Source organism: Prosthecobacter sp. GW821-HT29F12 (genome assembly GCF_058803405.1).
Map to the genome: position 1 here is coordinate 4,500,156 of NZ_CM179517.1, position 26,077 is coordinate 4,526,232.

General features: G+C 60.3%; 21 protein-coding genes. 6 read left to right on the forward strand and 15 right to left on the reverse strand.

Annotated features, from left to right (window positions below):
• Positions 1-26: 26 nt before the first annotated feature.
• The 6 genes from AC3RLQ_RS18480 to AC3RLQ_RS18505 are packed head-to-tail and all read right to left on the reverse strand — an operon-like array spanning position 27 to position 8,623.
• The gene (locus AC3RLQ_RS18480) at positions 27-1,010 is read right to left on the reverse strand and encodes a C-terminal binding protein (protein ID WP_493030130.1); all 984 of its coding nucleotides are present in this window, start codon (positions 1,008-1,010) and stop codon (positions 27-29) included.
• 19 nt (positions 1,011-1,029) lie between these two features.
• The gene (locus AC3RLQ_RS18485; protein ID WP_493030131.1) at positions 1,030-2,469 is read right to left on the reverse strand and encodes a DUF1501 domain-containing protein; all 1,440 of its coding nucleotides are present in this window, start codon (positions 2,467-2,469) and stop codon (positions 1,030-1,032) included.
• Between the two features lie 12 nt (positions 2,470-2,481).
• A complete protein-coding gene (locus AC3RLQ_RS18490; protein WP_493030132.1) occupies positions 2,482-3,873 on the reverse strand; it encodes a hypothetical protein in 1,392 nt (463 codons plus the stop codon).
• A 32-nt stretch (positions 3,874-3,905) separates the two neighbouring features.
• Positions 3,906-4,967, reverse strand: coding sequence for a cellulase family glycosylhydrolase (locus AC3RLQ_RS18495; protein ID WP_493030133.1), 1,062 nt, complete (start codon positions 4,965-4,967; stop codon positions 3,906-3,908).
• 24 nt (positions 4,968-4,991) lie between these two features.
• Entirely contained in the window at positions 4,992-7,925 is a 2,934-nt protein-coding gene (locus tag AC3RLQ_RS18500; protein WP_493030134.1) for a DUF1553 domain-containing protein, read from the reverse strand.
• Positions 7,922-8,623 carry a FadR/GntR family transcriptional regulator gene (locus tag AC3RLQ_RS18505; RefSeq protein ID WP_493030135.1) on the reverse strand — a complete coding sequence of 234 codons (702 nt, stop codon included), beginning with the start codon at positions 8,621-8,623 and terminating at the stop codon, positions 7,922-7,924. The genes AC3RLQ_RS18500 and AC3RLQ_RS18505 overlap by 4 nt, the downstream gene beginning before the upstream one ends.
• A 164-nt stretch (positions 8,624-8,787) precedes the next feature.
• Between AC3RLQ_RS18505 and AC3RLQ_RS18510 the strand changes: the two genes are divergently transcribed.
• Positions 8,788-9,480: a thermonuclease family protein gene (locus AC3RLQ_RS18510; RefSeq protein ID WP_493030136.1), complete on the forward strand. Its 693-nt coding sequence runs from the start codon at positions 8,788-8,790 to the stop codon at positions 9,478-9,480.
• Between the two features lie 59 nt (positions 9,481-9,539).
• Positions 9,540-10,517 (forward strand): ArsR/SmtB family transcription factor, encoded by a 978-nt coding sequence (locus AC3RLQ_RS18515; protein ID WP_493030137.1) that lies wholly within the window; start codon positions 9,540-9,542, stop codon positions 10,515-10,517.
• Here the strand turns inward: AC3RLQ_RS18515 and AC3RLQ_RS18520 are convergent.
• On the reverse strand, positions 10,486-12,129 hold the full coding sequence (locus AC3RLQ_RS18520) for a serine hydrolase (protein ID WP_493030138.1): 1,644 nt from the start codon (positions 12,127-12,129) through the stop codon (positions 10,486-10,488). The genes AC3RLQ_RS18515 and AC3RLQ_RS18520 overlap by 32 nt on opposite strands.
• Before the next feature lie 82 nt (positions 12,130-12,211).
• On the opposite strand from AC3RLQ_RS18520, the gene lpxK reads away from it, so the two are divergent.
• The 4 genes from lpxK to AC3RLQ_RS18540 are packed head-to-tail and all read left to right on the forward strand — an operon-like array spanning position 12,212 to position 15,796.
• Positions 12,212-13,435, forward strand: coding sequence for a tetraacyldisaccharide 4'-kinase (lpxK, locus tag AC3RLQ_RS18525; RefSeq protein ID WP_493030139.1), 1,224 nt, complete (start codon positions 12,212-12,214; stop codon positions 13,433-13,435).
• Positions 13,435-14,259 carry a formate dehydrogenase accessory sulfurtransferase FdhD gene (gene fdhD, locus AC3RLQ_RS18530; RefSeq protein WP_493030140.1) on the forward strand — a complete coding sequence of 275 codons (825 nt, stop codon included), beginning with the start codon at positions 13,435-13,437 and terminating at the stop codon, positions 14,257-14,259. Before lpxK ends, fdhD begins: the two co-directional genes overlap by 1 nt.
• The gene (locus AC3RLQ_RS18535; protein WP_493030141.1) at positions 14,256-14,678 is read left to right on the forward strand and encodes a hypothetical protein; all 423 of its coding nucleotides are present in this window, start codon (positions 14,256-14,258) and stop codon (positions 14,676-14,678) included. The genes fdhD and AC3RLQ_RS18535 overlap by 4 nt, the downstream gene beginning before the upstream one ends.
• A complete protein-coding gene (locus AC3RLQ_RS18540) occupies positions 14,675-15,796 on the forward strand; it encodes a cysteine desulfurase family protein (RefSeq protein ID WP_493030142.1) in 1,122 nt (373 codons plus the stop codon). Before AC3RLQ_RS18535 ends, AC3RLQ_RS18540 begins: the two co-directional genes overlap by 4 nt.
• 4 nt (positions 15,797-15,800) lie before the next feature.
• On the opposite strand, the gene AC3RLQ_RS18545 is transcribed toward AC3RLQ_RS18540, so the two are convergent.
• The 8 genes from AC3RLQ_RS18545 to AC3RLQ_RS18580 all read right to left on the reverse strand — a co-directional run bounded on the left by AC3RLQ_RS18545 (position 15,801) and on the right by AC3RLQ_RS18580 (position 26,046).
• Positions 15,801-17,018, reverse strand: a complete 1,218-nt coding sequence (locus tag AC3RLQ_RS18545) for an MFS transporter (RefSeq protein ID WP_493030143.1) — start codon at positions 17,016-17,018, stop codon at positions 15,801-15,803.
• A 122-nt stretch (positions 17,019-17,140) separates the two neighbouring features.
• Complete coding sequence (locus AC3RLQ_RS18550) at positions 17,141-17,806, reverse strand: response regulator transcription factor (protein WP_493030144.1); 666 nt, start codon at positions 17,804-17,806, stop codon at positions 17,141-17,143.
• Positions 17,803-18,912 carry a sensor histidine kinase gene (locus tag AC3RLQ_RS18555; protein WP_493030145.1) on the reverse strand — a complete coding sequence of 370 codons (1,110 nt, stop codon included), beginning with the start codon at positions 18,910-18,912 and terminating at the stop codon, positions 17,803-17,805. The genes AC3RLQ_RS18550 and AC3RLQ_RS18555 overlap by 4 nt, the downstream gene beginning before the upstream one ends.
• Positions 18,913-19,005: 93 nt before the next feature.
• On the reverse strand, positions 19,006-19,668 hold the full coding sequence (locus AC3RLQ_RS18560) for a response regulator (protein ID WP_493030146.1): 663 nt from the start codon (positions 19,666-19,668) through the stop codon (positions 19,006-19,008).
• A complete protein-coding gene (locus AC3RLQ_RS18565) occupies positions 19,665-22,313 on the reverse strand; it encodes a DUF4118 domain-containing protein (protein WP_493030147.1) in 2,649 nt (882 codons plus the stop codon). The genes AC3RLQ_RS18560 and AC3RLQ_RS18565 overlap by 4 nt, the downstream gene beginning before the upstream one ends.
• 12 nt (positions 22,314-22,325) lie before the next feature.
• Positions 22,326-22,898 carry a K(+)-transporting ATPase subunit C gene (gene kdpC, locus AC3RLQ_RS18570; protein WP_493030148.1) on the reverse strand — a complete coding sequence of 191 codons (573 nt, stop codon included), beginning with the start codon at positions 22,896-22,898 and terminating at the stop codon, positions 22,326-22,328.
• A 4-nt stretch (positions 22,899-22,902) separates the two neighbouring features.
• Entirely contained in the window at positions 22,903-24,924 is a 2,022-nt protein-coding gene (kdpB, locus tag AC3RLQ_RS18575; RefSeq protein WP_493030149.1) for a potassium-transporting ATPase subunit KdpB, read from the reverse strand.
• Positions 24,925-24,987: 63 nt separating this feature from the next.
• Entirely contained in the window at positions 24,988-26,046 is a 1,059-nt protein-coding gene (locus AC3RLQ_RS18580) for a porin (protein WP_493030150.1), read from the reverse strand.
• Positions 26,047-26,077 lie beyond the last annotated feature (31 nt).

The following is a 26,077-nucleotide window of genomic DNA, read 5'->3' on the forward strand; positions in this document are numbered from 1 at the left end:
GTCGGAACAGCTCACGACGGAGCGACTCAGGAGCAAACGCCATTCACCACATTTTCTAGCGGCTCATTGCGCACTGCGGCGAGTGCAATGCGGGCGGAGGTGCTGCGCATTTCGATCTTGCTCTCCACGCTGCAAAACGCGGCGTGGCAAGTGGCGATGAGATTTGGCGTGGCGGCTTCGTCTGCGGTGCGGAGGGGCTCGTCTTCGATGACATCGAGCCCGGCACCTGCGATGCGATTTTCGCGCAGCGCAGCGAGGATGGCGGTCTTCCTGATGACTCCACCACGGGCCGTATTCACGACAAAAGCGGAGGGTTTGAGCAGGGCCAGTTCGCGTTCGGCAATGAGGTGGCGCGTTTCTTCATTCAACGGGCAATGCAAGGAGAGGACATCGGTTTGCGCGAGGAGTTCATCAAGCGTGCGCACGCGGGTGATGCCGACAGCTTTGTCGGCCCCATTGGGAAGGTAGGGATCTTGGAAGATGACGCGGAAGCCGAGGGCTTTGGCGCGGAGAGCGGTTGCGGTGCCGATGCGCCCCAGGCCGACGATACCGAAGGTGAGCGTGCTCAGGCGGCGGAGTTTCGGCGTGACGCGGATGTTCCAGCCGAGCTGCTTGGCTTCGGCATCCAGTGGCAGGATTTGCCGGCAAAGCGCCATGGCGAGAGCGATGGCATGGTCTGCGACTTCTTCGGTGCCGTAATCGGGCACATTGCACACAGCGATGCCACGCTCGCGTGCTGCGGCAACGTCTACACTATCAAAGCCAACGCCATTGCGGATGATGGCGCGGCAGTTTTGGAGCTTTGCGATGCCTTTGGCCGTGAGCGGCATGTTGTGCCAGATGATGATGGCGTTGGCGCTGCAGATCTCGTCGGTCAAGTCGGCGTCGGTTTCGCAGAGGGTGCGGGTGACGTGTGCGACACCGCCGATGATCTGGCGTTCGATGGTGGATTCGGGATCACCTTGTGGGGAGGTGGTCCAGTCGATGATGGCGATGTGAGGTGGGGACATGTGAAAATGCAGCGAGAAGTTATGCGAGAATATCTTTGATGACGTGCCCATGCACATCGGTGAGCCGACGGTTGATGCCGTTGTTGTAGAAGCTGAGTTTTTCGTGGTCAATGCCGAGCTGATGCAGCGCGGTGGCGTGGAGATCGTAGCAATAGGCGGGATTTTCTGCGGCCTTGGAACCGAGATCATCGGTGCTGCCATAAGCTGTTCCGCCTTGAATGCCACCACCGGACATCCAGGCGGTGAAGGCACCGGGATTGTGATCGCGTCCCTTGCCTTGTGCCGCAGGCTGGCGGCCAAATTCGCTGGTGCAGATGACGAGCGTGCTGTCGAGCATGCCGCGTGATTTCAGATCGCGCAGCAGGGCTGCAGCGCCGGTGTCGAGCACCTGGCCCCAGTAGCCATGGTCGCGTACGAGGTCTTCGTGGCTGTCCCAGTTGGGGCGGATTTTTTTAGCTGTGGTGTTTTCCGCACCGCAATAGATCTGCACGAAACGCACACCGCGCTCGACGAGCCGACGTGCCAAGAGGCACTGCCGGCCAAAGGGGCCGATGTCTTCGTGATCGAGCTGGTAGAGCTGCTTGGTGACATCCGTTTCGCCGCGAAGATCGGTGACTTCAGGAGCGCTAAGTTGCAGGCGTGCCGCGAGTTCATAGGCGGCGATGCGGGCTTCGAGCTCTGTGTTGCCTGCACGTTCGGCGGCGTGGGCGCGATTGAGCGTTTGTAAAAAATCGCGGCTCGTCTGCTCAGTGTCGCCGCGCAGTTGCGCGAAGCTTTTGGGCGGAAACAGATCGGCGATGGGCGGCTTTTCGGCGTCGGTCTGCAAGGTCGTCCCCTGATGCACGGCAGGAAGAAAGCCCGCGCCCCAGTTGATCACGCCTCCCGGCGGCAGGCCGCGCTGATCAGGCAGCACGACGAACGCGGGCAGGTTCTCGCTCTCGCTGCCGAGGCCATAGGTGACCCAGGCACCCATGCTGGGAAAGCCGGGCAGGATGAAGCCGGTGTTTGCCATGAACATGGCAGGGCCATGCAGCGCGCTCTTGCTCTGCATCGAGTGAATGAAGGCCATGTCATCGACGCAGGTCGCGAGCTGCGGGAAGAGATCGCTGATCCAGCGTCCGCACTGACCGTGCTGACGAAATGGCCAGTAGCTGCCCTGGCAGTTGCCCGGCTTGGAGGCGAAGAACTGCATTTTGCCATCAGGATCGAAGGGCTTGCCGCTGCGCTTCGCCAGCTCCGGCTTGTAGTCCCATGAATCCACATGGCTGAGGCCGCCGGGACAGAAAATCTGAATCACTGCACGTGCCTTGGCCGGCAAGGGAGGTCGCTTGGCGGAAAGTGGATTGGTGGCGGCCCGAATGTCCTGCTCCAGCAAGGAAGCAAGTGCGATGCTGCCAAAACCGCCGCCGATTTTCCGGAGGAAGTCGCGGCGCGAGGGGCCGGAGGAGTGAGTGCTCATAAAGGGGGTGAGTTAGCGAATCCAAATGCCTTTGCCGGAGCCGCCTTTGGGGGTGGTCTTTGGGTAGTCAGGGTTGGACTTCAACTCGATGACGTGGACGACCTTCTCCATGGACAAATCAGTCGCTGCTCCTTGAATGCGAACGCCTGAGACACTCAGGCTGCGCACGGTGCAGTCGAGGTCGGGGGAGAAGATTTCGGTCCAGGTGGCCGGGTCGTCTGACTTGTGTTTGTAGGTCTGCGATTTTGGGCCGATTTCGATGAGGTGGTACTCCGCGGTGAATGGAAAGTTGAGCTTCACGTTGCGGAGGGTCAGGCCGTCGGTGTTGGCGTGGATTTGAATGCTGCCGGAACGATTGAAGGTGAGGTTTTCGAAAACGAGCGCACGTAAGGTGCCGATGCCGGCGCTGGCGTCATTATCGCGTCCCACTTCGAGGTTGGGCTGGTCGTAGAGTTTGAAGTCACTGATGTCGGCGATGCCGCGCACGGTGATGTCATGGATAGGACAGTCGAGTGTGGTGCCGTCGCTGAAGCGTTTCACGCCGGGGAGCATACGGATGGAATTTGCCGACGGGATGCCATCAGGCGAGCCGTGAACATCTTCGATGACGATGTGATGAATGGCCCCAAAGCTGGGCGCGTAGTTTTTCCATTCCCAGGCGTTCAGAGCGACGGTGTCATCATGCGAAACACCGCTCACGCGACGGATGAGTCCGTGGCTTGCTGGAGCGTTCACATGCACACCGTCGCGTCCGTGACGATCCAGTGTGACGCCATCGACGGTAAAGTCGTGCACGTTGGCCAGGTGCACGGCGAAGGCTCGGCTCTGGCGCACGCTGATATTGCGAACGGTCACATGACGTACGTTGTGAAGAAGGATGACGCCATGGGTCCCGGGCACGGGATCCTTTTTCGACGATGCGCCACGGTGGTTGCCATTGCTGTCCTTCAAGCCATTCGCCAACGTCGTCCAGATGCCGCCTTCGATGGTGATGCCGGTGTCGGGCTTGGTGTCTGCGGGCAATGGCTGGTCCGCGAAGCCGACAATGTGCTCGTTGCGCACCATGCAGGTGTTGCTGCCAGGCTTGAGGCGAATCTCAGCAGTCGGATCAGCACTGAGTTTCTGTCCAGATTTCAAGACGAGAGGGCCTTCGAGGTAATAGGGCTTCGATTGCGCCGGAATATGCAGCGTGCCTTGGGCGTCGAGCGTTGCCTGCATGGCCTGCGTCCACACTTCGGCGGTAACATTGCGCGTTTCGATTTTACCGGAGGCATCTGGCCATTTCTCGGTCCAAGTTTCGGTGCGTACGAGATGCTGCCACGCGCTCAGAGGCTTCTCCTCGGCATGCAGCATGACCAGCGGCGCGAGCAGCAGGGCGGTGAGAAGGGTGTGTTTCACGCTCATGCGTTTTGTTCCCGGTTCATTTGATTTGACGGTCACGCCTTCTCCCAGGGCGCGCGGAGCTTGGGTTTCTCAGTGAGGAACTCCAGGCCACGGCGCAGTTTGCCGTCCTTGGTGAAGTAAGGATGAAAGCCCTCGCCATTGATGCCATTGCCATCATAACGGTCGCGACGCGTGGAGATCGCGAGGCCTTCGCGCAAGGCCCAACCCATCCAGCCGAAGCCGGCATCGCTGAGCAAGGTGGTGTAATACTTCGCCACCTCGGCGCGAGTGGCATCATCGAGGCAGCCGGGGATGGTTTCGTTGACGAGCAATGGTTTGCCCTGGATCTGGCGCAGCGACTGATAAGAGGAGATGAGTTTTTCCAGGTCATCACGGTTGCGCTCATAAGGATGGGCGCAGAGCACGTCCATGAGCGGCGCGAAGGTTTCGATATTGCCCGTTCTGCCACGATTACCGTTCATGGTGCCGATGGTGATGGGCTGCTGGACGCCGCAAGCACGCACGGTGGCGGCAATCTGGCTGAGCCAGGCGAACTCGCGCTTGTTCGGTTCGCTATTCAAGTCGTGAGCCTGGGGCTCGTTGCAGAGATCCCAGATGAGGATGCGATCATCCTTGGCGAGTGGTGTGACGAGCGCTTTCACATAATCCAATGGCTGGCTCCATCCAGGCTTTATGTTTTCAGAATAGGTGCCGCCATAGTCGAACTTGGAATCGTGCCATCGATTAAAGAGGCAGGGCATGACCTTCATGCCGTTCTCGGCGATCGCCGCGACGGCATCCATGAAGTTTGCCGTGACCTTTTCAGGGTCGCGAATCCACGCCGTGTATTCGATCCACAGCCGAATGCAGTTGGCGTGAACCTGCTTCGCCAGTGCCACTTCCTCGCGCATCCTGGCACCGTCATAAAACCACCACGCATCCTCAATCCGCGCCGCCCAAGAGGGAATGATGCTGAATCCGCGCAGCCAGCGGTAGCTGTCGTAAACGTGGAGCCTCGGCTTTGCTTCGACGGTTGCCTGTGCCGCCATAGGTCGTGGCAGTGCGGCACCAAGCGTGGCGCCCGTGAGGGTTCGGATGACTTGTCGGCGGTTCATGGCTGGTGCTGGCGGATTCATGCTTCAGTCGAGGTAAACAAACTCGTTTGCATTGATAAGCATGCGGCAGAGGGCAAAGAGGCCCTGCTCGGCGACGAGATGAGTGGCGGCGCTTTGTTCGTCAGTCTTGGGTTCCCTTTGCAGGCACAACAGGAAGGCCCGGCCGATGGCGGCTGCACGGGAGTCGGTTTCGTTTTCGATGCGGGTGACGAGGTTCGCGGCCTGCTGCAGCATGAACTCATTGTTGCTCAGCGTGAGCGCCTGCAGCGCGGTGGTGGTTTGTGCGCGGGCCGGGGTAAGATTGGCGGGATCAGGACAATCAAGCGTGGACATGAACTGATGCGGCGTGGTGCGCACCACGAAGCGGTAGATGCTGCGGCGCAGCAGTTCGGGCTTGTCGGGCGTGATGTACTCGTAGATGGGGGCATAGGCCTCGGTGAAATTGAAATCACGGTAGCCGGGGCCGCCCATGGTGGGGTTCAAAGCGCCTGAAACGCTCAGCACGGCGTCGTGCACGGACTCAGCATCCAGGCGGCGCGGGTTTTGCCGCCAGAGCAGGCGATTTTGCGCATCCAGACGACGTGCTGTGTCATTGTGGGAGGTGGACTGCTGCTGATAGGCGGCGCTCATGACGATGAGCTTGTGGATATGCTTCACCGACCAGCCGCTGCGTAACAGCTCATCCGCCAGCCAGTCGAGCAGTTCAGGGTGAGAAGGTTTGTCTCCGCCGAGACCGAAGTCGCTGGGTGTGGTGACGATGCCCTGGCTGAAATGATGATGCCAGAGGCGGTTCACGAGCACACGGCGGGTGAGCGGATTTTCGGGATGGGTGATCCACTCAGCAAGCATGCGGCGGCGCTGCCCCTCGGGCATGGCGTTCGTGCCGAAATCCATGCTGGTGTGGTGAGCCCAGGCAAAAGCCCCGGGCTGAACTTCCTGCTGCGGGTCTTCGGGATTGCCACGACGCTGCACCTGGATCACGGGAGGCTTTGCTTCGCTGACGACGGCGTAAACTTTGGCGGGTTCGGGCAATGCTTTGAGCGAGGCGTCCAGTTTGACGGCTTGTGTCCGCAGGTGTTTCAACAGCTCCTGCTCAGTGTCAGTGAGTCTGCTGTGCTCAACATCGGGCACAAGCCGTGCATCACCGAGGAACAGCAAGTCGCTGCCAATGCCATCGCCGCCATCGGTGGCAATGAGGGTGAGGGTTTTCGCTGTCGCTGGAATGGCGATGTCCAGATGAGTGAACTCATCCTTGCGCATTTTAAGCTTCTGAAACTTGCGCTCGGCATCCACATAGACGGTGAAGTCTGCGCGTGAGGCTGCGGCACTCGCGTCGGCACCGAAGCCGAGTGTGGCGGTGAAATGCATCACGCCGAGGCCGCTGCTCTGGCGAATCTTGGCGAGATCAAAGGTGATGCCGCTGTTGGCGTGCAAGCCGAGGATGGAGTGCTCTTTCTCCGCGTAATCCACGCCACCGATCTTCGTGCTGCGCTGCGCGTTCAGCGGGCCATTGCGGATCGTGTCCCAGGTGTGACCGCTGGTGGCGGGCAGTCCTTTCACCTCTTGTTTGGGGGCCACGGGCACCGGATTCTTGCCATCCGGCACAAAGACCCACGACACAAACCGATCTGCGTCCTTCACCTCGGCGGGCCACTCGATGCGTTGCAGCCGGTTTGTCTGAATGTCGCGATGGTAGCCGAGTTTGCCGGTCGTCAGATTGCCGGTGCGCAGGTCGATGCCACGACCTTTGACACCAGCTCCCACCATGTCGGCAAGATTGAGACCCTCGCCGGCTAGTTTCGCAATCTGGGCACGCGCTGCTGCCAGCTCCTGCGTGAGGCGAGCTTTCTCACCGGCGATGCGTTTTGCTTCCGTGCTGTCCACCTCGCGATCTCCGCGCTTCACTCCGGCAAACACGGCCCACAATCTATAGTACTCCTCTTGTTTGACGGGGTCGAGCTTGTGATCGTGACAGCGTGCACAGTTCACCGTGATGCCCATGGTCGAGGTGATGACCTGGGTGACCATGTCATCGAGATCGCCCGCACGGGCGGCGCGTCTGAGCATGTCGCTTTTGGTTTCCACCTGCCCAACAAAGTCCCACGGACCGGCGGCGAGAAAACCGGTGGCGATGACGGCTTGCGGATCATTCGGCGCGATGACATCTCCCGCGATCTGCTCGCGGATGAATTGGTCGTAGGGCTTGTCGGTGTTGAGCGACTCGATGACGTAGTCACGATAATGCCATGCATTCGGACGCAGTTGATCCCGCTCAAAGCCGTGCGTGTCGGCATAGTGGGCGATGTCGAGCCAGTGCCGCGCCCAGCGCTCGCCGTAATGGCTGGAACTCAGCAGTTCATCGACCAGCTTTTCATAGGCCTTGGGGTCTGCATCCTTCACAAACTGATCCACCCGCTCCGGTGTCGGTGGCAGGCCGACCAGATCAAAGCTCAAGCGGCGGATCAAGGTGCGACGATCCGCTGCGGGCGACATCGCGAGATTTTTTTCCGCAAGCTTCGCGTTGATCAAGGAGTCGATGGAGGCGCCTTTGACTGCTCTCACAGGCTGCACGGACCAATGCTGGAGGCGCTTGTCCACGGCGGCGGCTTTGTCGGCGGCGTTTTCGGGCCACACGGCCCCGGCTTGAATCCACGCCTGCACCAAGGCGATCTGCTCTGGTGAAAGCGGCTCGCCTTTCGGCGGCATGCGCTCGTCGTCATCGGTGGATTTGATTCTTTGCAGCAGCAGGCTTTTGGCGGTGTCACCCGCCACGATGGCCAGACCATCGTGGCCGCCTTTGAACGCAAAGATTTTGGCATCGAGGCGCAGCTCGCCTTTCTGCTTTTTTTCGCCGTGGCATTCGACACAGTGCTGCTGCAGCAGCGGGCGGATGTCCTGGTCGAAATCGACAGCCAGTACGGGAGCCGCTGCCAGGAGGATGAAGAGCGTGGTTTTCATCGTTTGGTTTTCGCTTTGGCAGCCAGATCGTGTGCGGCTTCGTCCATGTGATGTTTCATCGCCTTGGCGGCGGCGTTGGCATCATGCGCGGCCACTGCATTCAAGATGGTGGCGTGGTGGTCGATGGCGCGCTGCCTGCCGACATTGCCAATCGTCACACGGCGGCTTTCACGCCCGAGGTCAGCCAGAGATTCGAGCATGAGCTTCAAGATCTCGTTACCGGCGATGCGGGCCAGGGTGCGGTGAAAATCGATGTCTGCCTCCACGGCTTCATCGTGCGTTTCAGCCGCGAGCAGGCGCTCATGAATGGTCCGCAGTTGCTTCACATCAGGGACTTTAGCCTTCAAGGCGGCCTGCCGTGCGATCTCTGGCTCGATGGCGGCACGGGCCTCGCTCAACTGGCGAAGGCGCTCCTGCAGCTCGGGAAGCAGGATCGACAAGGAACCGCTCAGCGGTTTGTGCAGCCGGTTCACTGCGCGGATGCCGCTGCCGTGGCGGATTTCGAGCAGGCCCTGGAGTTCGAGCCGCTTCGTTGCCTCGCGCAGCACGGTGCGGCTCACGCCGAGGCGCTCGGCCATCAGGCGCTCCGGCGGCAGCTTGCCATCTCCGGAGTCGATCTCGTCGCGCAGCTGGCGCGCCAGGCGTGAGCAGACCTGCTCAACGAGCGAAGGGGTGGGTTTGAGCGGGGTAATCGTCATACAATTGGTAGGAGGTCATACCAATTACGAGGGGGTTGCCAAATTCTTTCCTGTCTGATTTCATGGGTGGCGGCAGGCAGCATTCTCACCGCCGCTGCACTTGCGGCTTGAGCACCCGCCTGAACGCTGGACAGTAGGCAGGCTCCATCCCCGACCGCATGAGCATGCCTTTCCGTGACACATTGCTGAATCTCGCCATCACCTGCGTGCTGGTGCTGATCATCGTACTCGTGGCGGTTTTGCTGAAAGAGAGCCGTCCCGCGCCGCAGCAGGCGCTGCCTGTGGCCGTGGCCCATGTCCCGGTGGGTCAGGCGATGGCGGACGCCAGCCGTGTACCGCTGCAGCAGTTCAAGATCTTCCCCAAGGCCAAATTGATCGAAAGCCGCGCCAACGAGGCAGACACGCTGCGCATCAAGGTGAGCGACACAGAAGACGAGCACATCTTCGTGCTCTACTTCGTGGACGCACCGGACATTTCGCTGACTCATCCGCAGCGCGTGCAGGAGCAGGCGCGTTACTTTGGCGTGAGCAGCCAGCGCGTGATCGAGGAGGGGCAGAGGGCGGCGCAGTATGTGACGCAGCTGCTCAAGCAGCAGCCGTTCACGGTGATGACACGCTGGGAGGAGGTGCCGGGACTCAGCCGCTACTACGCGTTGATTCTGGTGGAGATCAGCCCCGGGAAGCAGGTGTATCTGGCGGATCTGCTGGTGCAGCAGGGCTACGCCCGAGTGGCGGGTGTGACCTCGAGCCTGCCAGCGGATTCACGCTCGATCAATGACTACGCGCTTGAGCTTCAGGAACTGAAGCGACGCGCCCAGCAGGGCAAGGCGGGCATCTGGGCGGCGTCAAAGCTCTGATCACCTGCCAGAAATTCTGGCATTGATGTATCATGATGCGTTGATACGATGGTTTCACCTTGGCTTCTGTACTCAAATCGCTCAGCCTTATTGCCGACCCGACGCGGGTGCGGCTGCTTTTGCTGCTTAAGCATGAAGAACTGAGCGTGGCTGAGCTGCAAGAGGTCCTGTCTCTGCCGCAGTCCAATATCTCCGCCCAGCTGGCCAAATTGAAAGCGGCAGGTCTGGTGACTGATCGACGCAGTGGCAAGAACCGCCTGTATCAGCTCGACGAACCTGCGGCGAAGGATCTGCCGACCCATGAGCATTTTCTCGCGCTGCTGGAGGCGGCGGGGGCTGAACTGCGGGAGGTGACCAAGGACGCGGAGGCGCTGCAAATCGTGCTGCGCAAGCGGGTACAAACAGCGAAGGCCTACTTTGATGCGCTGGCGGGCAAGTTTGGCCGTCACTACATCCCAGGCCGTTCGTGGAAGGGGCTGGGCGAGACTTTGCTAAAACTCATGCCGCCGCTGGTCATTGCCGATCTCGGCGCAGGCGAGGGTACGCTTTCGCAACTGCTCGCCGAGCGGGCGAAAAAAGTAATCGCCGTCGATAACAGCGAGAAGATGGTGGCTTATGGTGCGGAGCTGGCCCAGAAGCATGGTTTTACGAACCTCGAATTTCGCCTCGGGGACATTGAGGCACCGCCGATCCCGCCGCTGAGTGTGGATCTGGTCTTCCTCAGTCAGGCGCTGCATCATGCGCAAAATCCGGAAAAGGCGCTCAAAGCCGCGCTGACCATTCTGCGGCCAGGCGGACGCATCGTGGTGCTGGATCTCCTCAAGCATCAGTTTGAGCAGGCACGTGATCTCTATGCCGACGTGTGGCTCGGCTTTTCTGAGAGCGATCTGCACGACATGCTCAGCAGTGCAGGATTTAAAAAGATCGAGACAAGCGTGGTGCACCGCGAAAGCAAGAGCCCGCACTTCCAGACGATCCTGGCGCTGGCCGAAAAGGAAAACCGCCTCACGGCTTCGGGTCACTGGTCGGGCTCTTGACACGGGGTGCAGGCACAGTCATGCCGTTTTGCAGGAGCGTGAGGCCGTTGATCTGCTTCTTGTCATCCCGCGCGAAGATGAGCACGGCTTTCACCACATCGTATTCGAAACGGTCGGGCGCGGTTTCAAACACTGGCATGGCAGGCTGCCCTTCAAGCTGCGCAAAGAGAGTTGCGGCCTGCACGGTGACGCTGATCGCCTTCGAACCCATCAGATCGTATTTGCCTGCGTAGGGCTGCAGCTCTTTGTCGGGACGCAGCTGGTACTCTGGTGGCGGGGCGCTGCTGCGCCTGGCGGTGAGTTCGTTGCCGTTTTGAAACAGCGTCAGTGAATGGATCACCCCTTCACGACGGTTGAAGGCTATCTCCGCAGGAACCACTTTGTAAAAGAAACGATCCGGCGCTTTGGCAAAGCTTTGGATGAACGGCTGGCCGGTCAGGTTCACATAAAGCTGGCCGTCACGCAGCAGCACGGTGAAGCGGAAGTCGCGGTCGAGATCATAGACGCCGGGATACTGTTTCAGCACATCCGCAGGAAGGGTGATTTCTTTCTGCGTGGCGGGATCCACCGGCTTGACCTCGGATGTGCCGGCGATCACCTGGCTGCCAGCGATGCTGTTGTTGTTGATCAGAACCACGCGCACGATTCCCTTCGCTGGAATCACCTGCAGTCCGGAGCAAAAACCACCGGTGCTGCCGTCATGGTGCAGGGTCATCTCACCCTCAAACTTCCCCATCAGCACCCCCAGGCCGATCTGCCCGCCCTGGGACGGTGAGTCAGCCTGCGGCCGCAGGGTGAGTGCCAAGGCCTCCTTCAATGAAGTCTTGTCAGGATGGAGCAGTGCCTCGCCGAATGTCATCATGTCCGCCGCCGTACTCCGCAGGGCCCCGCAACCTGCCAGGGAGACAAAATGCCAGGGTTTCGTCTCTTTGTCGCCATCATGCGGTATGGCCAGCCGCCGTTTGGTCTGAGGCCACAAGGCGGTGTCCTGCATGCCCAGCGGCTGGCAGATTTTCTCCACCACCGCCTGATCCCATGTCATATGATACACCTCTCCTAGCAGATGCCCGAGCAGCCCAGCGCCGAGGTTTGAGTAGCTGAAGGTGAAAGGCGCTTCGCCGTCGAGCTTGGCTGAAGCCAGATAGTTGAGCAGCAGCTTGCCATCATAGCTGGCATAGGGGTCCTCCTCCAAGGCTCCCGCAATGGCATTGTCCGGCAGGCGCGGCAGGCCACTGGTGTGGGTGGCCAGTTGCTTTAGCGTGATCGCCGCGACGCGGGGATCTGCAAACTTCACCTGCTTGGCCAGAAGGGTGCCGATCGTTGTATCCAGCGTGACTTTCTTTTCCACCACTGCCTGCGCCAGCATCAGGCCGGTAAACACCTTGGAGATGGAGCCAATTTCAAAAACCAGTTTTTCGGGCTTTTCATCCCCGGCCTCGGGAGCCTTTCCGGAGATGGCGTATTTTACCTCGTCCCCCCTGCGCTCGGCCGTGACGATGCACCCGGCTTGGAGCTCCTTGGAGTACCTTGCAGCAGCCTCGGACAATGTGCGGGCTTGAACGGTGTTTAATGCCATGATCAGACCCAGCAGCGCCCAGGAAATGAATTTCATATTTGGGAGGCTACAAAACTCCTGTGCAAACAGCAAGGCGTCTCGTTGACTAGGTGCGCTTTCCCGCCTCCAATACCCTTCTGTGAGAGACACCCTGGAAGACATCGAAAACTTCGTCATCGACGTGGTGATCAACAATCGCCGTGGCATCCGCGCTTCGCTGCTGCGGGTCGTGTTCCGTGGTCTTTCCGGCATCTACTCAGCAGTGGTACGGTCACGGCTCTATCTATACCGTCACCGCTACATCCATGACCATCACCTGGGTGTGCCGGTTATCAGCGTGGGCAATCTCACCGTCGGCGGCACGGGCAAAACACCGGTGGTGGAGATGCTGGCGAAGGCCCTTCATGAGCATGGCCGCCGCGTGTGCATCCTCAGCCGTGGCTACAAGAGCAAGCGCCAGAAGAAGCTGCCGTTCTCAAAAAAAATGGCCGCACGCCTGGGCTTTATTCCCAAGCCGCCTGAGCCGCTGCCAAGAATCGTCTCTGATGGTGAAAACGTGCTGCTGGACTCGCACAACGCAGGGGACGAACCTTTCATGCTGGCGAAGAACTGCCCCGGCATCCCCGTCGTGGTGGACAAAAACCGTGTGAAGGCCGGAGCGCATGCGATTCAGCGCTTCGGCGCCGATGTGCTTGTGCTGGATGACGGCCTGCAATACCTCAAGCTCAAGCACCGACACGACATCGTGCTGATCGACAAGACAGCGGTGTTTGGCAACAATGGCTACATGCTGCCACGCGGCACCCTGCGTGAACCACCACGCAGCCTGCGCCGGGCCAGCTATATCTTCATCACCAAGTCCGACGGCGACAGCGAGGATGTGGTCAAACAGATCCGCCGCTACAACCGCGCCGCTGAAATCATCGAATGCCGCCACCGTGCGATGCATTACGAAAACATCCACACCGGCGAGCGCCTGCCGATCGACGGACTGCGTGATAAATTTGTGGGCGCTCTTTCCGGCATCGCTGTGCCGGAGAGTTTTGAAAACGGGCTGCGCAAACTTGGCGCAAAGGTCGAGGTGATCGCCCGATTCGCAGACCATCACCGCTTCCGCGGGCCGGAGCTTAAAAATTTCGTCGAGCGCTGCGTGCGGCGTGACGTGCACTGCATGGTCACCACGGAGAAAGACTTTGTTCGCTTTCCCAAACTGCCTGTCGCCGACATCCCTTTCTACTTCATGCGCGTCGAGATCGAGATCATTCGTGGGCGCGACGTCTTTGACAAGATGGTGCGCCTCATCGCCGAACCGCGCCGGGTACCGGCAGGAGTGCTGCCCGCTGATTTCATGGAGGCCTCGTAATGACCGCGGAAAATTCAGCCATGGCCGCAGTGCAGGTGCACAAGGTGAACACTGCTGGAGGCAGCAGCGAGGTCGGCGATGTCACCGCCCGCGAGGAACCTCTAGAAATCCGTGTGGAAGGCCGCTCCGTGGCGGTGGTGATGCGCACGCCGGGCCATGATGAAGAACTCGCCGCGGGATTTCTCGTCAGCGAGGGTGTGGTGCAACGCCCGCGTGACATATTGGAAGTCTCGCAATGTCCCAGCACCAACAACAAGCATGGCAACATCGTCGATGTGCTGCTCGGTGGTGCTGTGGTAAACTGGGACTCGCTGACGCGCCACGTCTTCAGCGCCTCCAGCTGCGGGCTGTGCGGTAAGACGAGCATCGAGAGCGTGTTTCAGCAGTTTCCTGCCGTGAAGGGGGACTGGAAAGTCTCACCGAAACTAATCGCCAGTCTGCCCGACAAGCTGCGTGCTGCGCAGGAGACTTTCTCCAAAACCGGCGGGCTGCATGCGAGCGGATTGTTTGATCTTGAGGGCAATCTGCTGGTGCTGCGTGAAGACGTGGGCCGTCACAACGCGCTCGATAAGATCCTTGGCTATGCGCTGCAACGTGACCTGCTGCCACTGGACCGGCACATTCTGCTGGTGAGCGGGCGAGTGTCGTTTGAGATCATTCAGAAAGCGCTGGCGGGTGGCATCCCGCTCGTTGCGGCTATTTCCGCGCCCAGCAGTCTGGCGGTCGATTTCGCGCAGGAGGCGGGCCAGACGCTCATCGGGTTTCTGCGTGGCGAAACGATGAATGTTTACACCCATCCGCAACGTGTGGAGATGTCGTCATGAAACAGGTTCAACTTCTCGTCTTCATCATCTGGGGCGCGCTTTGCGGCTCGCTCTGCCTTTATGCTGTCATGCTGAGTTCGATGACTTTTGCTCCAGCCAAAGGTGATGCCAGGTCGCTGGGGCAGATCATCGCCCTCGCAGCTGGCAGCGCGGCAGCCCTGAGTTTTTTTCTGCGCAAACTGCTGCTCGGAGGATTTTCAACAGGTGTGCTAAGTCTGGATGATCCGGCTCAACGCGGGCGTTTTGTGGCGGGCAATGTCGTGGTCTTTGCACTGAGCGAGGGCGTCGGCGTGCTGGGCTTCGTCAATGGCATCCTCTCGAATGGCAAAGGAGATGCCTGGCTGCCGTACATGGGTCTCGCGCTTGCCCTGATGCTGTTGCACATCCCGCTGCCCTCCCGTTTCAAGACTGCTGCATGAACGGCTACTTTGATCACAACGCCACCACGCCGCTGCATCCCGCCGCACGTGAGGCATGGTTGAAAGCCAGCGAGAAGCACTGGCACAATCCTTCGAGTCTGTATCGCGACGCGGGGCTGGCGAGCCAGCAGCTTGAATCTGCACGTGAACGGCTGGGCACGCTGATGGGTGCAGAGGCCGAACGCATCGTGTTCACCTCGGGTGCCACGGAGTCGAACAACGCTTTGTTTGCATCGCTGCCAGCAGATGCCCTTGTTGTGATCTCCGCCATTGAGCACCCGAGTGTGCGTGAAGCTGCGCGGCGTCGAAACGTGATCGAACTTCCGGTGAATGCGGATGGTGTTGTGCAAGCCGATGACCTGAAGCAGCTCATCACTTCCAAGCGTCCCGCGCTCGTCTCCGTGATGGCGGCGAGCAATGAAAGCGGGGCGTTGCAGCCCTGGCGTGAACTCGCCTCGCTTTGCCGTGAAAATAGCGTGCTGTTTCACACGGATGCCGCGCAATGGCTTGGCAAACTGGATGCCGCGAATCTTGGCGAGTGCGATTTCATCACCGGTAGCGCGCATAAATTTGGCGGCAGCAAGGGCTGCGGATTTCTGGTTCTCCCCGAAGAGGATTCACGACTCGGCTTCATCCGTGGCGGTCCGCAGGAACACGGACGGCGCGCAGGCACGGAAAATTATCCGGCGATTGAAGCCATGGTGACGGCCCTGGAGACGATCGGCCCGCATTTAAGCGAGGTCGAGCAGACGCAATCCAGGCTGCGCGATGCTTTCATCGCGGAGATGCTTGCGTGTTTTGACTCTCTGCGGGTGATCAGCGAATCCGCAGCACGCCTTTGGAACACCGCGCTCATGGTCATGCCGGCGCATGACAATCTGAAATGGCTCACGCGCTTGTCGCGTCGCGGCTTCAGCATCTCCACGGGCTCGGCCTGCAGTTCGGGCAAGGAAGGTTCGTCAGTCGTGGTGACAGCACTGGGTGCCAGCGTGGAAGAGCTGAAGCGCGTCGTGCGCATTAGCAGCGGCTGGGACACCACGGCGGCGGACTGGCAGGCGCTTGCTGCCGCGTTCATCGAAGTGTTTGAGGAGCTTAATCGCGGCGGCAGACCTCAGTAGGCCCTCATGCTCCCGGTCTGGGGCGGATCAGTAGCACGAGAACGAGCGAGAATACGCATACCATGGCGAAGACGCCAAAGATGACGTTGAGCGGCACTTGCAGATCACGCATCTTGCCAAAGCCCCAGTCGGCCAGGCCACCACACATCATGCTGACGAAATTCATGAGACCATATCCTGTGGCGCGCATGTGCGGCCGCACGATCTGGCTGAGGATCGGCATGTTGTTGCAGTCAAAGAAACCCCAGCCGACGCCAAAAAGAATCAGTGAGGCGATGGCGAGCCCGAAGGAATTCAATGCGGGGGCATTGCCCACACCGAACATGGCGGGCACGATGAGCATCATGCCGATGGCGCTGACGTAGATACGGCCCCGATCGCTATGCCGCATCCAGCGGTCAGCAAGCCAGCCGCCGAGAATCGCGGAGAGCAGGGCCGCACCCTGCCAATAGAGCGCTGCGGAGACGCCAGCCTTGCCCTGGCTGATGTCGAAGGCTTTTTGCAGGATGGCCGGCATCCAGTCGCGCACCACCCAGGCGGCGAGTGCTGGCAGCGTGAAATAAAACACCAGCAGGATGAAATTGCGATTGCAGAGCAGTTCTCCAAGAGCGCCGCCGCGCGCGGTGGGGCTTAGCGCCTCCTGCGTGTCCACCTGCCGTGGCACATCGCGCAGAAGCAGAAGCAGCGGGATAGCATAGAGGATGCCTGCCAGTCCGGTGAAGTCGAACATGAAGCGCCAGCCAAGCTCAGGCGCATCCGCCACGAATCCGGCAAACCCGCCAACCATCACGCCGCAGTAGATGCCCATCTGATGCACGCCAATGGCACGTGAACGCGTCCCCGCTGTGTGATAATCAGCGATCAAGGCCAGCGCCGCAGGAATGTAAAACGCCTCGCTGATGCCCATCAGCGTACGCGCCCAGTACAGTTCATTGAAGCTGCCCACATGTCCCGTAAGCCAGGTGATGAGCGACCACACAAACAAGCTGCCGCAGATCGTCAGCTTGCGGCTGAAGCGGTCCGCGATGTACCCGCCGATGGGGCTGCAGATGGCATAGACCCATTTGAACGAAGCCAGCATGTGTCCCCAGTTTTCCTCACTGCCGATGTCCTTGATGTCGCCCATCACGGAGACCTTCATGGAGGCGATCATCTGGCGGTCCAGGTAGTTCAGCAGCGCCACTGGAAACAACAACCCCACGACCAGCCAGGCACGGCGCATGAGTGGGGATGGGGTGTCAGCAAGGGTCGGAGACGAAGACATCCCGCCATTAATCACAGCAGTTCCCGGACGGAAAGCCTGAATTCATGCCCAGGCTTGATCAGCGCATGATGGAAGCAGCATCAAGCCTCTTCCAAGCGGTAGCCGATGCCTGGCTCGTTGACGATGCGCGGGCCGGCTTCGCCAAGTTTCTTGCGCAGGTGATTGATGTGCACGCGCAGGCCTTCGCTCGGATCGCTGGACTGGCCGGCCCAAACCTGCTTCATTATTTGGTTCTGCGTGACGATGCGCCCCGCGTGCTCGGCCAGCACCTTGAGCAGCGCGAACTCGGTGGGCGTGAGTTTGAGCGGTGCCTCATCAAGCGATGCCTCGTGATGCAGCAGGTCCAGCTTCAATGCACCGACGACAATCTCGGCGCTCTGGCGCGTGAAACGGCGGCGCTGAATGACCGTGAGACGGGCGAGGAGTTCAGCGGTGCCGAAGGGTTTTGTCACATAGTCGTCCGCACCGATTTCCAGAGCCTCGACCTTGATGGTTTCCTGATCGCGCACGCTGAGGATGAGCACGGGGACATCGCTCCACTCGCGCAGCCGCTTCAGCACTTCGATGCCGTTCATGCCAGGCAGGCCGAGATCGAGCAGCACCACATCGGGACGATGAAACGCCGCCTCCTGCAGCCCGAGCTGGCCTTCGGCAGCCTCACAGACCTCGTAACCGCGCGACTCCAACACCATGCGCAGCAGGCGGCGCATCTGCTGTTCGTCGTCGATGATGAGGGCTTTGCTCATGCGGCGCTGCGAGTTTTCACGGGAAGGTGCAGCACGAATTCGGCTCCACCGGTGGGATGAGTGTGTGCTTCAATGTCACCTTTCATGGCGCGCATCAAGCCGCGTGCGATGGCGAGCCCCAGACCGGTGCCGCCAGCGGGTGAATCAGGTGCACGGTAAAATTTTTCGAACAACTGGTCTTCAGCCCCCAGCGGCAGACCGGGACCGTGGTCGCGCACGCGAATCTCCAGAGTGCTGCCGGCAAGCGAAGCTGCGATTTCGATGTTGGTGCCTGCAGGGGCATAGCGCGTGGCATTGTGCAGCAGGTTGCCCAGCACCTGGGCGAGCAGGCGGCTGTCGAGCCTAAGCAAGGGAAGATCTGTGGTGCCTGTGATGAGCAAAGGGTGTGCGGCCAGTTCTTCCTGAATGGGCTTCGTTGCAGCGTGCAGTACATCACCGATTTCGCACCAGTCGGGCTGCGGCTCCAGCGCCTCAGATTCCACGCGTGTCATTTCCAGAAAGCTTTCGACGATGCGCTGCAGGCGGCGGTTTGCGGTCTCGATCTCCCGGGCATACGGATTCCCCTGCCCCAGGCCGTCCAACGCCGTGCGAATGATGGCGATGGGTGTTTTCAGCTCATGCGCCACGCTGTCCAGCAGCGTGCGGTGCAGGCGCTCAGACTCCGCCAGCAGCTCGGCGCGATGCTTCAGCTCCAACAGGTGCTCACGCTCCTGATGATGCTGCGCCAGTGCGGCCTCGCGCGCGCGCAGCCGCGTGATGAGATGCCCCATGCTCAATGCCACAACGAAAAACAGGCTGAACATCACCATGTCCTGCGGCTTGTCGATGTGCAGGGTGAATTGCGGAGGAATGAAAAAATAATTCCACACCAGGGCGCTGACCACAGCCATCATCAGCACCGGTCCGCGATTCCACCATGTGCCGGCAAGCACAATGGCCATGAGGAAGACCAGCGCGACAAAGAGATCCCCCGTGTAAGGCAGCAGCACCCAGCAGGTGGAGGCCAGTACAAACACCAGCGTAAGCCCACAGCTATACTGCCCCACCTCCGCCAGAGAAACCGGCGTGGGGGATGGTGGGGCACTGGGGCTGTCGGTGGCAGACATGGTGGGTCTTGGTTTGGGGCACCTTCACCGCAAAAGAACGGCCCGCCAGTAAACAGCCGCAGCCATGGCGTTAAGAAAGTGTAAAAGCAGCGCTCAAGCCTCCTCCAAACGGTAGCCGATCCCCGGCTCGTTTCTGATCTCCAGGGTGGAGCCTTCGAGCTTTTTGCGCAGATGATTGGCATACACGCGCAAATATTGGCTCTGCTCCTCCGCCTGCGGTCCCCAGACGGCACGGAGCAGCTGCTTCAAAGTCACTATCTTGCCAGCATGCCGCACGAGCTGTGCTAGCAGAGCATATTCGGTGGGCGTGAGTTTGAGAGAATGGCCATTTAGCGATGCCTCGTGATGCACGGGATCAAGCACGAGAGGTCCTAGCTGCAGATTGGCCGCGTCATGGGCTCCCTGGCGGCGCTGGATGGCGGAGAGCCGTGCGAGAAGCTCCGCCGTGCTGAAGGGTTTTGAAACGTAATCGTCCGCTCCGGCATCGAAGGCGGCGAGTTTGACGAATTCTTGATCGCGCACGCTGAGGATGAGCACAGGGACGCTGCTCCATTCGCGCAGCCGTTTCAGCACTTCGACTCCATCCATGTCGGGCAGGCCGAGATCGAGCAGGATGACATCGGGTTTGAGAAAGACCGCCTCTTGCAGCCCCAACTGTCCTGACTCGGCATCCCTCACAGTGTAGCCCTTCGACTCCAGCGCCATGCGCAGCAGGCGGCGGATCTGGATTTCGTCGTCGATGATGAGGGCCGTCATTTGGAAGGTGAAGCGAAAGCGGACACTTGATTGATCTCAATCACAAACTCCGCGCCGCCCTCAGGATGATTTCGAGCTGTGATGTCCCCGCCTTGCGCCTGGACAAAGCCACGAGCGATGGCCAGCCCGAGACCAGTGCCACCTGCGGGTGATCCCTGCACACGGTAGAACTTTTCGAACACGCGCCGTTCCGCGCCAGCAGGGAGGCCGGGACCATGATCGCGGATGATCAGTCGCAACCGCTGATCACGAATCGTGGCGCTGATATCAATGGTGGTTCCTGCGGGAGTGTAGATGGCGGCATTGTGCAGGATGTTGGCGACAGCCTGGGTGAGCAGGGCGTGATCAACTTTAAGCAACGGGAAATCATCGGCCAATTGGAGCCTCAGTGCATGAGTGGCCAGCGGAGCGCCAATGGCGTGCTGCGCGGCGGTGATGACATCGCGCAGATCACACCAGTCGAGATTGGGTTTGAGCACCTCGGATTCGAGCTGTGTCATCTGCAGCAGGCTGTCCACCACACGCTGCAGCCGCTGCGTGGCGGTGGTGATCTCGCCGAGGTAGGGGCTTTGTGAACCGTTCATCCCTTCGATCGCGGCGGTGATGATGGCGATGGGTGTTTTCAACTCATGCGAAACGCTGTCCAGCAAAGTGCGGTGCAGTTTTTCCGACTGCGAGAGCATCTCTGCGTGGCTGACGGCCTGGATGAAGTGCTCCTTTTCCAGCACGAGTGCGATCTGAAGCGCAAAGGCCTCGATCATCTGCCGTGTGACAAAGTCGAGGCGCGAACTGTCATCAAACTGCACGCCCAGCACGCCCATGGTGGCGGTGGCTGTTTGCAGCGGGAACCAGGTGGCGGAGGACTCAGGCAGGGTGTCGGTGTAGCGGCCGGCGCACTGCTTGTTCTCATAGCTCCAAGCCACGACACCCCACTCTTTGGGCGAAGGCTGGAAACTGCTGGCCTTGTGCGCGGCCTTCGGCAGCGAACGATCCTGCTCGCGCACGATGAGTGCGGTGTTTGCATTGAGCAGTTCGTTGATCGTGCGGAGCGCCTCGGCCAAGCCTTTTTCCGGCTCGGCGGCCAGTGCGGCGCTCTGGGTGACACGCAGGAGGGCATCTGTCTGGCGAAGTCGGCGGCGTTCCGCGACCTCGCGCATGCGCAACCGTGAAGTGAGGCTGCCCATGCTGAGCGCCACGATGAAGAACATGCCAAACATGATCCAGTCCTCCGGTTTGCTGATGTGGAAGGTGAAAATCGGTGGAATGAAAAAGTAATTCCAACAGACGGCGCTCAGCGTGGCCATCATCAGCACCGGCCCGCGGCTGAAGCGAAGCGCCGCGATCACCACCGCGAGCAAAAACACCAGCGCGACAAACATGTAGCCGGTGAATGCCACCAGCCCCCAGCACACGCTGGCGATGGCAAAGATGGAGACAATGGCCCAGCTGTATTCGCCGATGATCGAGTCCTGCAGCGGCTCCTGCAAAGGGGCGATGTTGCGCGCCTTGTCTGCGGCGGCCAGAGGCCGCACGACACACACATCAATGTCACCGCTGCCGACAATGAGCGTGTCCGCGAGCGACTTGCTCCACATGCCTGCCTTCTCCGGCTTGCCGACGACAATCTGCGACACATTGCGTTCGCGGGCGACCTGCAGCAAGGCTTCGGAGATGTTCTCTCCGGTCACGGAAACGACTTCCCCGCCGAGCTTGCGTGCGAGGCCGAGCGAGCGGGTGAGGCGATCCTGCTCGATGGGAGTGAGAACACGCGAGCCTTCCACCCAAACCACGAGCCAGGGGCAGTTCAATCGTGTGGCGGCGCGCCGCGTCCAGCGGATGAGGCTTTCGGCATAGGGACTCGGCCCCACGCCCACCATGAGACGTGCATTGGTTTTCCACGGGCTGCTGACACGTTTGACGCGGCGGATGTCCTCCAGATCCCGGTCCACATGCTCGGCGGTGAAGCGCAGAGCCAGTTCGCGCAACGCGGTGAGATTGCCTTCCTTGAAGAAGTTGCTCACCGCATGCTCCGCACGTTCGCCCAGATAGACTTTACCGTCGGCCATGCGCTCCAGCAGCTTTTCGACGCTGAGGTCGATGAGCTGGATCTCGTGTGCGACATCGAGGATCGAATCCGGAACCGTCTCGGAGATGACCACGCCGCTGATCTGTCGCACGATGTCCACCTGGCTCTCGATGTGCTGGACGTTGAGCGTGGTGTAAACGTCGATGCCTGCATCAATCAGCTCCAGCACGTCCTGGTAGCGCTTTGCATGGCGTGAACCGGGAGCATTGGTGTGGGCAAGCTCATCCACGAGCACGAGCTGTGGCCGTTGTGCGAGCACGGTATCGATGTCGAACTCCTCCAGCGTGAATCCCCGATGTTCGAGCTTCTTGCGTGGCAGAAGACGCATGCCTTCGAGCAACACAGCCGTCTCGGAACGACCATGCGTCTCCACGATGCCTACAAGAACATCCACGCCTTCCTTCACCCGCTGCCGAGCGGTTTGCAGCATCGCATAAGTCTTGCCAACGCCAGGGCACATGCCGAGGAAGATGTGGAGTCTTCCGGATTTGGACACGGCATCCGCCAGCCGCATCTGCGCGAGCAGTGCATCAGGGTCGGGACGGTATTCGTCATTCATGGCCTTCGGCGGTTACTTCAAGGCATCGAGACTCAGATTCAACTTCAATACATTCACTCCAGCATCGCCAAAGATGCCAAGATCAGGCTTCGCAGTACTGGCGGCGATGAGTTCTTTGACCTTCTCAACGCCGAGGTTGCGGGCCTTTGCGACGCGGGCGGCCTGGAGCTCGGCGTTCTTCACGCTGATGTGCGGATCAAGGCCGCTGCCCGAGGCAGTGACGGCATCCGCGGGAACGGCGTCTTTGTCACTGAGGCCGTTGGTGCTGCGGTAGGCTGCGATGCGCTCTTTGATGGCATCGTTCAGCTTTTGCGAGGTGGGCCCAAGATTGCTGCCGCCGGAGTTGGCGGCGTCATACCCAGCACCTGCGGCGCTGGGGCGCGGATGGAAGTACTGGGCGGCGGTGAAGTTCTGACCGAGGAGATCAGACCCGCGCACGGCACCATCTTTCCCCGTGATGAGACTGCCATGGGCTTTGCTTTTGAAACCGGCCTGGGCGGCGCCGGTGACGATGAGGGGATATACACCGCAGGTGACAATGGCCAGAACGAGGGTGGCGCGCAGGGAGACAAAGAGGGAGTTCATGGTATTAAGCGAGGTGGAGGGTGGCGACGATGACATCAATGGCCTTGATGCCGATGAAGGGAACAATGACACCGCCAAGGCCATAGATGAGCAGATTGCGCTGCAACACGGCAGCGGCTCCCGCAGCACGATACGGCACCCCTTTCAGCGCGAGCGGAATGAGGGCGATGATGACGAGCGCATTGAAGATGACGGCACTTAGGATGGCGCTCTGCGGACTGGCGAGGCCCATGACGTTCAGCGGACTGATCGCAGGAAACGTGACCATGAGCATCGCCGGAATGATGGCGAAGTATTTGGCAATGTCATTGGCGATGCTGAAGGTGGTGAGCGATCCGCGCGTCATGAGGAGCTGCTTGCCGATCTCAACGATCTCAATGAGCTTCGTCGGATTGCTGTCGAGATCGACCATGTTGCCGGCCTCGCGGGCGGCCTGCGTGCCGGTGTTCATGGCCACGCCGACGTCGGCCTGGGCCAAAGCAGGTGCGTCATTCGTGCCGTCACCGGTCATGGCCACGAGATGGCCTTCGGCCTGCTCGGCGCGGATGCGGCGCAGTTTGTCCTCGGGCGTGGCCTGGGCCATGAAGTCATCGACTCCGGCCTCGGCGGCAATGGCGGCTGCGGTCATGGGATTGTCACCCGTGATCATGACGGTGCGGATGCCCATTTTGCGCAGCTGGGCAAAGCGCTCCTTGATGCCACCTTTGACGACGTCCTTGAGTTCCACGACACCAAGCACGCTGCCGCCCTCGCACACGACGAGCGGCGTGCGTCCGGCGCGTGAGGCAGCTTCGACGACCTTCACCACTTCCTGTGGATAAACACCACCCAGGTTTTCGATGTGAGCTTTGATCGAATCTGCCGCCCCCTTGCGAATGCTGCGGCCATCGAGATCGACACCGCTCATGCGGGTCTGCGCTGTGAAGGGAACAAAGGTGGCATGGGGCGCGGCGAGTTCACGGCCACGAATGTTGAACTTCTCTTTGGCCAGCACGACGATGCTGCGACCTTCGGGCGTTTCATCAGCCAGAGAGGCAAGCTGAGCGGCGTCGGCGAGCTGCTGCTCGGTAATGCCGGGAGCAGGACGGAAATCGGACGCCATGCGGTTGCCGATGGTGATGGTGCCGGTTTTGTCGAGCAGGAGCACATCAATGTCTCCTGCGGCCTCAACAGCACGACCGCTGGTGGCCATGACGTTGCGACGGATGAGGCGGTCGATGCCGCTGATGCCGATGGCGCTGAGCAGGCCGCCGATGGTCGTGGGAATCAGGCACACGAGCAGCGCGATGAGCACCGGCGTGGAGAATTCAACGCCTGAATAGATGCCAAAGGGACGCAGCGTGATGCACACGAGCAGGAAGATGAGCGTCATCGCGGACAGCAGAATAGTCAGCGCGATTTCGTTCGGTGTTTTCTGGCGTTTCGCGCCTTCCACCATCGAGATCATTCGGTCGATGAAGGTGTTGCCCTTCTCCGAAGTGATGCGGATGACGATGCGGTCGCTGATGACACGAGTGCCACCGGTGACGGCACTGCGGTCGCCACCGCTCTCGCGAATGACGGGGGCGGATTCACCGGTGATGGCGGCTTCATCCACGCTGGCAATGCCTTCGATCACCTCGCCGTCAGCGGGGATCACATCGCCCGTTTCACAGACGACAATGTCGCCTTTTTCCAGTGCGGGCGCAGGCACGCTGGTCTCGACACCATTTTTCAAGCGGCGTGCGAGGGTGTCCTTGCGGGCGGCACGCAGGCTGGCGGCCTGGGCTTTGCCACGGCCTTCCGCGACGGCTTCGGCGAAATTGGCGAAGAGCACGGTGAACCAGAGCCAGATGCTGAGCTGGGTGATGAAACCGTGGTCCGCCTTGGCGGTGAAGATACTGACCGTGGTGAGCACCGCGCCGACCAGTGTGACGAACATGACGGGGTTCTTCACCATCAGACGCGGATCGAGCTTCTTGAACGACTCGCCGATGGCCGGAACGAGAATGGAAGCATCAAAAAGAGATGTGGGTTTGTGTGACATGGTGGTGTGGCCTGTGGCCTGCTGAATTGAATGAATGAGTGAGTGAAGAAAGATGAGAGCGGCTCAGGAGAAACGGATGCTGAAGGATGCGAGGAGTGAGGTGCTGCTGCGTGCCAGCGAGTCGCCGCGCTGAAAGGCGGGCGAGCTGTTGCGCAGGTACCGCATCTCCACCCGGAAGAGCAGATTTTTGCTTATCTGGCGGTCCAGGTTGAAGGACACGCCGGTGAGAGAGGTCCTGGCAGGCAGGCTGATGATGACACCCGAGGCGTCATTGTAGTGCTCCACCCGGAAGGCGGTGGCCCAGTGGTCATCCAGCTTCCATCTCACGATGGCATTCGGAGACCACCAGATGTTATTACCGCTGGTTGCACGCTGCTGCCAGCCGATGTCAAAGCCAAGATACATGCTCACGGCACTGCTCAGCACCATGTGTGCATACAGGTTGTTGAAGTAGCGCATGCGGCGCTGGTCGTCTGGAAACTCGCTGCCGATGTAGGTGCTCCAGTTCAGCAGCAGGCGGTCATGCGGCGTCCATGCCACCTTGGTGCCAAAGCCGGGCAGGCTGTTGCCCACCAGAGGGCGGACGCGCTGCCAGCCGTCCACCACGAGGAACGCGAGCTCCCACTTCTTGCTTGGCTTCCAGGTGAGGCGGCCACCGGTCAGGAAGTAGGGGGAGTTTTCCGCCATGAGGCTGCGGCTCAGCGTGTAGTTGTCCGCTGAGATGGCGCTTTCAAAACCGATGTGTGAGTTGAATTCCCCCACATCCAGCCAGAGGGTGCGGCCGCGGTTCAAAGCCACGCCGACGCAGGTGTCGTAGAAATGTTGCAGCAGATTCGGCTCCGCCGCCAGGTTCTCCCGTGAATAGGTTCCCGCCATGAGTCCCAGGCTGCCGTGGTACCAGCCGCCGTTGAGCTCGGCCTGGATGAGCGCCAGATTGATCGCCGGGGCGTCGGTGCTGGTATGGTTGTAAAGGAAGGCCGGCCTGCGGTGGTTCACAGGCTCGTTGAAGTCGTAGCCGTAGTAGCTGTCCAAGAAGCCTTTGTAAGCCACAGTCGGCGCGTCGTTTTCCGCCAGCACCATGGCAGGTGCGAGCAGAAGCAGACTGAAAAGGGATGCTTTCATGATGCAGGATCTCCGTGGTTGTTTGCCTGGT